This is a genomic window from Thermofilaceae archaeon (assembly GCA_038731975.1).
Lineage (GTDB): Archaea > Thermoproteota > Thermoprotei > Thermofilales > Thermofilaceae > JANXEW01.
Genome location: JAVYQJ010000010.1, coordinates 43,806 through 52,461 on the forward strand (window position 1 = coordinate 43,806; position 8,656 = coordinate 52,461).

The following is an 8,656-nucleotide window of genomic DNA, read 5'->3' on the forward strand; positions in this document are numbered from 1 at the left end:
GATCGTGGAGCCCCGCGTACTGGGCGACGAGCTTCTGGCAGTCGGTAGGCGCTTGAAGCTGCTGAGGAGGAGGGTTGAGGCTGGAGGCGTCGTCTTCGAAAGGGACGTGGTAGCCTTCGGCGAGGCGGTGATCGTCGTCCCGATTCTAGGCGGCGGAAGGGTGCTGATGGTAAAGCAGTGGAGAGCCCCGATACAGTCATGGGTGCTTGAGGTCCCAGCCGGCAAGCTGGAGCAGGGTGAAGACCCCCGCGAGGCGGCGGTCAGGGAGCTGGAGGAGGAGACCGGTTACATCGCCGGCTCCCTCGTTGAGCTGGGCAGCTTCTACGCTACGCCCGGCTACAGCGACGAAGTGATGCACTTCTACGCTGCGCTCCAGCTTTCGAAGGGGAGGGCCCACCCAGAGCCGGGCGAAGTACTGAAGGTTGTGGAAGTCGACGCTGACGAGTACCTCTACGGAGCCGGCAGTACCCCGCGCGACTTGAAGACCGTAGCCTCCCTCCTCCTCTGCAAGGCGAGGGGTCTGCTTTGAGCTTGAGAAGGATCGGCGCCGCCTTCTACCTGGTGAAGCTCTACAGCATCTTAACGGGCGCCCTTTTCATCCTCCTCATCACTCGCAACCTCAGCGTAAGCGAGTTTGGGGCTTGGAGCACGATCTCCAACCTGCTAGGTTACGCTGCAGCCCTAACCTTCATCAATTTCTGGACGACGAGGCTGAGAGCCTCCGGGGCCGTCGAAGCCACACCGACAGCTCTCTACCTCTCCTCGGCATTCGCTCTCCCCGCAACCGTTGTGTACGTGGCGGCCTCGCTGCAGGTTGCCAGCACCTTCCACTTACCGCTTGACGCGCTTCTGGTCTCAGCCTGGTACGTCCCCACGCTCTACGCCAACTCCGCCCTCTATGCGGCTGCCTTAGGCGCCAAACCCGTGTATGCCGCCGCCTCCGAGGCCGCGTTCGAGACCGTCAAGCTCCTCTCCGCAGTCGCGGTAGTGGCCCTTCGAAGGGTCAGCTTGGCAGCGGCTTTGCTCGCCGTGCTGGCGGGGTACATCGCTCAGGTAGCGGTGCTGGCGTGGCTCATGCGCGGCGACTTGAGGAAGGGGTTCAGCCGCAGGATAGCCGTCAGGATCCTGTCTCTCTCCCCCGCGAATGCTCTATCCCTACTGCCCCCGCTGATCGGTGGGATGGACGTCCTCCTCCTATCGGCTTTCGTATCGAACGACGCTGTCGCGTACTACACCGTGGTCCTCCCCTTCACGAACGCTGTCTCTTACTCCTACTTCTTGGCCAGGGGCCTCTACCCCGCGCTGCTAGCAGGATCGATAGAAGGCGAGAGGCTCATCGAGGAAGCCGTCCGGCTGGTCACCCTGCTAGCAATACCCAGCTCAATCGGCGCGGCCGTCACGGCTCCCTACCTGCTGTACGTTTTGAGACCCGAGTACAGCGTAGCGTCCACCGTCCTAGCGATTTCAGCCTTCGCAGCCGCTGTCAGCTCGGTCGGCTCAGTGTTCTCGGACGCAGTGCAGGGCCTTGAGCGGAGGGACCTGGAAGGGGCGGGGCTGAGGGAGATGCTCCGATCCAGGATACTCCGCGTCCAGTTGCTCGCCTGCGCCAGGACCTCGGCCGGCATCGCTCTCATCGCACTGATCGCGCTGGCGGTGAAGGACCCGGTCAAGGCTGCCGCGCTTTGCAGGAGCGCGTGGCTGGCCTTACTGATCGTCGAAACCTCGATCCTGGCATCCTGGGCTAGAGCGGGTCGCGCGCTGGCGAGAGCCTCCGGAAGCGCTCTACGCTTCACACTAGCGGCGCTAGCGGCGGCAGCTGCCGCGTACATGATTCGGCCGATGAGGATCCGTGAACTAGCAGTATCCCTAACCGCGGCCGCCCTCACGTACTTCGCTCTCACCTATCTGCTAGACCCATGGTTCAGGCAGCTCACCGCCAAAACCCTCCCCCGCCTTCGCTCGATGCTTACGCTTAAGCAGAACGGTAAGAAGGGTTAGCAGCGCTGCTGCTGCTATGAGCTCGGGCGAAGGCGCTACGATCAGGCTGACCGTTGCGGCGGCTGGCTCGTAACCTCGGGGGGAGGTGGAAGCAGCAACTTTGAGCACGCAGGGGAGGAGTAGTGGACCGACGCGAAGGACGGCTGTGCCGTCCGGGCCTGTTTCCGCGGTGAACCTCCCCGCGAAATCGCAAGCTTCGACTTCGACTAGAACTCGCGCCCCGCTCACAGGCGGTACGGTTTCCACGATGATTGCCGCTTGCCGCAGGAGCATCGCATCGACGACTCTAACTGTAAGGTTGAGGGGCCTGGGCTTCACTTGAATCGTCCAGCTCCCGTAGAAGGGCTCGCACCCTGCCGCCCACGCGAAGATACCGATCGACCACGATCCTGTCTCGTTGAGCTCAACCTCGATCGGCCTGCCGCAGCTGAGAGAAAGCAGGTATGCTGACGCGGGGCTCCGGATGCTTACCTCGCAGTTGGCCCCCCTAACGGTAGCTTCAGGCTTGAGCAGCAGCACCTCCCCGTAGAGGGCCTGGGAGGGCACCGCCGCATCCACGGTGAAACGCTTCAACTGCGGCTGCAACGGCGCCATGGAGGCCGTGTAGCTCAGAGTGGCGTGGAGCGATCCCGAGTAGGTCAGTAGGAAGAGTGATGGCCCCCTCCGTTCGCCCGCCAGCTCCACTGGGCTGTCGGATCCCCTGACCACCGCGATGTACCCGAGCGCGGGCGGTGTGAGGCCTAGAGTCGAGCCGGGGTACTGCGGCTCCACTGGAAGCCAGCCGTAGCCCGGCACGTAAACCTCGACGTAAGCGTGCGCGTAGCGCTCTCCAGAAACCGCGGGGGGTTTCGCATCGAAGCCCTCCACTACGCGCGCCGGAATCCCCGCAGCCCGAGCTAGGGCGACGTAGAGGCGGGCGAATTGGACGCACGCGCCCTTCCTCGCGTGTAGCGCCCAGAGGGCACCCAGGGCGCGGTAGTTGGGTAGCTCGCTGATGCTTTCATCGTACACCAGGTGGGTGGATACGAAGTCAGATATCCTGGTGAGAGCCTCCCGGTAAGTTGTAGCCCCGCTCACCAGCCTCTCTGCGAGCGAGACGATCTCGGGCGCATTCGACTCGATGTAGGGGCTCGGCTCTAGAAACCTTCTCGCCTCCGGGGGGAGCGGAGCTCCAAGGGCGGCGTCGACCGCGACCCATCTCATTCTTTGAAGCGCGAAAAGGGTCACCGTGATCCTGAGCGTGCGCTCCACCTTCAAGTCCTCAAAGAGAGCGTAACGGTTCCCCAACTCGTCTACGACTATTGAGGAGGGCGAAGGGGTGATTATCGGGCCGGCTATGACCTCTAGCGTTGGGTCGTTGGGCAGAGCCAGCAGGAGAGTTTTCACAAAACCAGCCCCGCTAACCTCCAGCGCGTACTCCAGCTCCAATCGATTCTCAAGCGTGGCTGGGGCGAGGAGGAGGAAGGCCGCCTCGTAGCCAGCCTCCACCCCCGCTAGCGAGGCTTTAACGAAGACCCTGTAGTAGCCCGAGGGGAGTCGTTGGTCAACCCTGAACTTGAAGAGGACGTCCCAACTGCTGGAGCCCGCTGGCACCTCAAGCTGGGAGGAAGCTTCGGAAAGCACGGGCCCGAGCGGGTGAACGAGAGCGCCCCTAACGACGAGCGTGCCGCCCGAGGTGGATGAGGCGAATACCGTAACTTTCACTACCACTGCTTCGCCGCTGCCGAAAACCCTTGAGGGCCTCGGCAGAAACTGGTCCCCTACGAGGCTCCCAAACTCGACGCTAGCGATCCTCACGAGCCCGGGAGCCCCGCTGACGACCGGTACCGCCAGCAGGAGGCAGAGGGCAGCAGTCAATAGCAGATCCAACCGCTCCAGAGCCAACTTCTCTCTAAGTAGAATCGCTGCACGAAACTTAAGCGTAGCGCTCCCGGCTCGCCGGCGATCCAGGGGATAGGTTTCTCGCCTCAACCTCCTAAGCTTCCCCCGCAACCTTCGCGAGGGCTGTGTAGAGAACCCCCTTCGCGGCTTCAACGGGCTCCCTCCAGATCTGCCCCTCCTCCGGCTTCACTTCGAAACCCACAGCCCCCCTGTAGCCGATCTCGAGAAGCACCCTGATGAGCTCGGCCACTTCTTCAACACCGTTTATGGCGCCCGGCCTGTAGAAGCCCGGGTGCGAGTCCACGAGCCGCCCGTCGGGGAGCCGCTTGGCGCAGCCGATGTGCACGTGAGCCAAGTGGTCGCGAGCCCGCTTGAGATCGTGGGGGCTCTCGTTGAGCATCGGCGCGTGGCTGAGGTCCCAGAGGAGGCCGAAGTTCCCGAACTCCGCTTTCACCTCCTCAGCCACCTTAACTGCGTCTGAGAGCGGGCCGATCAGCCTCCTCCGGTCCCAATCCCTATCGAAAGTCTCGAGGATCAGCTTTACTCCCAGTCTCCCAGCTTCAACCGCAACCTCCTTGATGCTCCTAACGAGGGAGTCGATTGCTGCCCCCCTATCGGCCGGGCCCGGGTCGGGGCCGCTGCAGAACGCGAGGGCCCTAGCCCCGCGTGAGGCGGTCAGCTTCGCGGATTCGATCAGCATCTCCACAGCCTTCCTCCGCTCGCCCTCGTCGAGGGCCGACGGGTTGAAGCCCCGGTTGATGATGATGGGTTGGACGCCGAAGACAACCTCAACTCCGCCCGCTTGGATCGCGGGCTCAGCCAGCCTCCAGGCTTGCTCGCTCATCGGGTGCAGCTCAATCACGTCGAAGAAGGGGTCGCTCGCGAGCACCCTAATCGTCTCATCAACCTGCTCCTCCCTCTGGAGGAGGGGGTTCGCCATGAACGCGACGATGCTGATCTTCCAGGGCAGCCTCACAGAACCCTCCAGAAGCCCCCGCCTAAAACCGGCCGCAAGCACGGGTTTCGTCAGCCGGTGCAGTTAATAAAAGTGCCTGCGAGGTGGGGATTGTGCGAGCGGCACCGAAGCTTCGGCAAGTGGGAGCGGTAGCGGTCACCCTCTTAGCAGCCTCTGCCGCTCTCTTTCTCCTGCTGGAGGCGAAAAGGCCCGTGGAGGCCGGGCGGGGGCTCGTGAAGCTCTCGGGGAGGTGGGACTGCATCGACGTGATGGGGGGCGAGTACAGGGTTTGCAACAACGTCTGGGGTACGGGCGCGGGAGTGGGCAGGCAGGTTATCGAGGTTGATCCAGACTCAACCTACTTCAAGGTCGTGGAAGCAACGCACAACTCGCAGAACGTGGCCGCCTACCCGTTCATCTACAAGGGCTGCCACTGGGGAAGCTGCACAAAGGGTAGCGGGCTGCCGGTCCGGGTGAAGGAGCTGCGTGCGGCGAGGTCCACATGGAGCATCGGCGTGGAGAGTGTGGGAGGGGTTTGGAATGCCGCCTACGATATCTGGTTCAGCAGAGCGGGGGCTAGCAGCCCGGAGGGCGGGGCTGAGCTGATGATCTGGATCAACAGGGGTGGGGGAGCGAGGCCTGCCGGGAGGCGTGTGGCAACCTTGGAGATAGGAGGGGTAGTATGGGAGGTCTACTACGCCAACTTAAGCTGGAACTACATCGCGTTCCTCGCCGCCCAGCCGCTGGAGAGCGTGGATTTGGACATTAAGGCCTTCATCGACGAAGCTGTTAGGATGGGCTACATCGATCCGGAGTGGTTCCTCGACGCGATAGAGGCCGGATTCGAGATTTGGCGGGGTGGTGTAGGCCTGACAACGCTCAGCTTCTCCGCCTCAATCGAGCGCTGAAGTTATCAGCTGGCCGCCGCTCTCCCAGTGTGCGGGTGGTCGTGGGGAGCAGAAACCCCGCGAAGCTGAAGGGGGTTGAAAGAGCCTTCAGGAGCTTCTACGGCCCCGTGGAAATCGTAGCCGTAGAGGTGGATCCGCTCGTTCCCCCACAGCCGGTGGGAATCGACGAGGTGCTCCGCGGCGCTTTGAACAGAGCTTACGGGGCGCTCCGCAGGGAAGCCGGCGACTACGGCGTGGGGGTTGAAGCGGGCTTCTTCCACCTGACCGGCACATCGATCGAGGTACAGGTTGCGGCAGTCGTTGATGGGAGTGGCAGGGTTGGCGTTGGGCTTTCACCAGGTTTCCCGCTACCTCCCGCTTTCGTTAATGCGCTGGAGAGGGGTGAGGCTGTCGAGCTGGAGGAAGTGGTGGACAGATGGTTCGGTACCAGGAGTATAGGGGAGGCGGGTGGGCTCGTCAGTCTGCTAACCGGCGGAAGAGTGACCAGGGAGGATTTGACCTACTACGCGGTCGTCATGGCCCTGATACCCTTCATCAACGAGCCGCTGTGGCGCGCGCCAGCCGCCTGACGTTCGTTAGGATCTGGGCCAGCGCCGCCGCGTGGTCATCGTACTCGAGCTTCTGAACCTCAACCTCGAGCTTCAGCCCAAGCCTAGGTGACGCGGCGATGGTGCGGTCGACGCGTTCAGCCAGGATGTAGCTCCGGCGCAGCGCGGCTAGAACCCCCTCGATCCTCTTGAGAGCGCTTCGCTCGGGCTCGCCGCCCACCGCGATGCTGTCCACAACGGAGGCGAGGGGCCCCGCTAGCGCCGCGATCGCGTACAACCCGCCACCGCTCAAGCTCTTCACCGTCGCAGCAGCATCCCCGAAGACGAACAGCCTGCCGCGCCCCAGGGCGCGGGGGTAACCCCTCAGCACGTAACCACCCCTCAAACCCCCCTCGAGCTCCGCTTCAACACCCGCCTGCTTCCTCAACAGCACGGCAGCGCGGCGAAGAAGACCCCACGCCTCCCGTCTTCCCGCTACAACCCCCAGCGAGCAGCGTTTCTCGTCAACCGGGGCCATCCAGGCGAAGCCCCCCAGGAGCTTCGGCGAGTAGACTACGTAGAGGGTGCTGCTGGAGACCCCGGTCGCGCGCGCGGAGGCGTGGACCCCGAGCCTCTCCTCCACGTGCGGCGAAAGGTTGCACTGCCTCGCCAGAATCGGCGGGTAGCCCTCAGCGATGACTGCCGCATCGTACACACGCTCGCCACCGCACCACCGCAGCCTCACGCAGTCCCTCAACGGCTCAGCACGGTACACGCGCGTTCTCTCTCTGAGCTCAACCCCCCTTGCCTCGAGGAGCTCAGCCAGCCTCTCTTCGTGAGCCCTCCTATCGATCTTGTACGCGAAGACCCCCCTCGAGGTGATGGAGACCCTGAGAGCGAGCTCTGGCACGGCCAGCTCCATCGAATCGTACGCCTGCTCCACGAACCTCCACCCTTCGGGCAGCTTAGCCAGGGTGTCCGCTGACACGATGCCGGGGCACCGCCCCCCGCGCAAGCCCGGCCTGCCGCTCTCAAAGACCACCACGTTACTTCTCAGGTTCAACGCGAGGAGAAGGCCGGCAACGCCTGCCCCAACTACCGCGACGTCACCCATGCTGAGCCGCCTCCGGGCCACCCGTCGTCGGGGCTGAGTTCCTGCAAAGCCGGATGACATCCACGATGGAATCGGGGGGTACGTAGGGCGCAACGTAGACGTGCTTGCCCGCATGGAAGAGCTTGACCCTCCCCTTCATCGTCTGAGGGTCGATGACCAGCACAACAGGGTCGCTGTGGATCCTGGCTCTAGCCGCGGCATCCTCGAAGACGGCCGTGAGGTGGACGAACCTCCTCCTCATGGGCAGAAGACCCCGCCTCATGATCGAGTCGAGTTTGGATAGGGAAGTACCGTGGTAGAGGAGAGCGTTCGGATACGCTTCCGGGTAACGGATCCTCACGGGAACGCTGTGACCGTAGCGGGCCCTAATCCTACCCCCTGAGATCTCGAAGCGACCCTTCGGGTCCGCCTGCGCAAGCGCCACGATGTGCTCTACGCGGACCCACTCGTACCCCTCCCTTTTCCTCACCGCCTCCGCCAACGCTTCCAGGCTCACGAACCCCTCCTTATCGAGCGTGAGGCCCAACTTCCCGGGGAAGTGCCGAAGCACCCCGCTGATCAGCTTGCTCAACCTAACCCTATCCGCGGCGCGTATCAGCAGCTCCGTTGCTACGCCGCAGTGCACGCTCTCCTCAACGGGAGCACCGCAGATACGGCACTTCCGCAGGTCCTTCACCAGCCTTCAGCAAAGTTGAACTAAAGTTGTTTAAAAGGTGCCTTCCCGTGGTAGGTCCGTGGAGCGCGCTGACGCTACCGACGAGCTCGTCGAGCTGGAGGACCTCTCCAGCGCTCGGACTGCAGACGTTGTTCGCAGCTTCAACCGGGAGGTTGAAGAGCTGCTAAGCGCTGAAGCCGCGCGCCACTACGAGAGGTTGCGGGAGTACGCGTGCGCCCCCCGAGTCGTCAGCGCGGCTCTGCTGAGGGAGGGGGTGGCGTTGCTCTACAAGGGCCTCGAGGATGAAGTGGTGCTGCTCCGCCGGGATGGGGGGCGAGCGGTGCTGCTGAAGCCCCGCGAGGGTGAGGTCTTCACCTCGCTGAGCCGTGTCAAGGGCTCCAACGATTGGATAGCGGTTCGAGCCTCCATCGAGGGATCCGATGAGGGGCGCACGTACATCATCGACGCAGGGACGGGAGTTATCCTCCACACGATCGAAGGTGTTGCGCACGGCTTCTGCAGCGTTGGCGGCTCACTGGTGTACGTTAGGAGCTACAGGAGGGTTCCGCCACCTGACGGCGGTGAAAGACCCACGGATCGGCTCGTCACCCTCGAAGA

Annotated in this window: 9 protein-coding genes; 5 read left to right on the top strand and 4 right to left on the bottom strand. The window is 63.4% G+C overall.

Annotated features, from left to right (window positions below; all coding sequences use genetic code 11):
* The first annotated feature begins 4 nt into the window (after positions 1-4).
* Positions 5-529, top strand: coding sequence for an NUDIX hydrolase (locus tag QXF46_05970; GenBank protein ID MEM0226405.1), 525 nt, complete (start codon positions 5-7; stop codon positions 527-529).
* Positions 526-1,998 (top strand): hypothetical protein, encoded by a 1,473-nt coding sequence (locus QXF46_05975; protein ID MEM0226406.1) that lies wholly within the window; start codon positions 526-528, stop codon positions 1,996-1,998. Before QXF46_05970 ends, QXF46_05975 begins: the two co-directional genes overlap by 4 nt.
* Here the strand turns inward: QXF46_05975 and QXF46_05980 are convergent.
* Together QXF46_05980 and QXF46_05985 are read right to left on the bottom strand one after the other, a co-directional pair.
* Positions 1,909-3,882 carry a transglutaminase domain-containing protein gene (locus QXF46_05980; GenBank protein MEM0226407.1) on the bottom strand — a complete coding sequence of 658 codons (1,974 nt, stop codon included), beginning with the start codon at positions 3,880-3,882 and terminating at the stop codon, positions 1,909-1,911. The genes QXF46_05975 and QXF46_05980 overlap by 90 nt on opposite strands.
* Before the next feature lie 91 nt (positions 3,883-3,973).
* Positions 3,974-4,897: a sugar phosphate isomerase/epimerase family protein gene (locus tag QXF46_05985; protein ID MEM0226408.1), complete on the bottom strand. Its 924-nt coding sequence runs from the start codon at positions 4,895-4,897 to the stop codon at positions 3,974-3,976.
* Between the two features lie 50 nt (positions 4,898-4,947).
* Here QXF46_05985 and QXF46_05990 point away from each other — a divergent pair, with 50 nt between their 5' ends.
* Together QXF46_05990 and yjjX are read left to right on the top strand one after the other, a co-directional pair.
* Positions 4,948-5,742 (top strand): hypothetical protein, encoded by a 795-nt coding sequence (locus QXF46_05990; GenBank protein ID MEM0226409.1) that lies wholly within the window; start codon positions 4,948-4,950, stop codon positions 5,740-5,742.
* 29 nt (positions 5,743-5,771) lie between these two features.
* Positions 5,772-6,311, top strand: coding sequence for an inosine/xanthosine triphosphatase (yjjX, locus tag QXF46_05995; protein ID MEM0226410.1), 540 nt, complete (start codon positions 5,772-5,774; stop codon positions 6,309-6,311).
* Here the strand turns inward: yjjX and QXF46_06000 are convergent.
* Together QXF46_06000 and QXF46_06005 are read right to left on the bottom strand one after the other, a co-directional pair.
* Positions 6,277-7,383, bottom strand: a complete 1,107-nt coding sequence (locus tag QXF46_06000; protein ID MEM0226411.1) for an FAD-dependent oxidoreductase — start codon at positions 7,381-7,383, stop codon at positions 6,277-6,279. The genes yjjX and QXF46_06000 overlap by 35 nt on opposite strands.
* Positions 7,376-8,059: an RNA 2'-phosphotransferase gene (locus tag QXF46_06005; GenBank protein MEM0226412.1), complete on the bottom strand. Its 684-nt coding sequence runs from the start codon at positions 8,057-8,059 to the stop codon at positions 7,376-7,378. Before QXF46_06005 ends, QXF46_06000 begins: the two co-directional genes overlap by 8 nt.
* A 58-nt stretch (positions 8,060-8,117) precedes the next feature.
* Between QXF46_06005 and QXF46_06010 the strand changes: the two genes are divergently transcribed.
* Positions 8,118-8,656: hypothetical protein (locus tag QXF46_06010; protein ID MEM0226413.1), on the top strand; the 539-nt coding region annotated here is incomplete at its 3' end.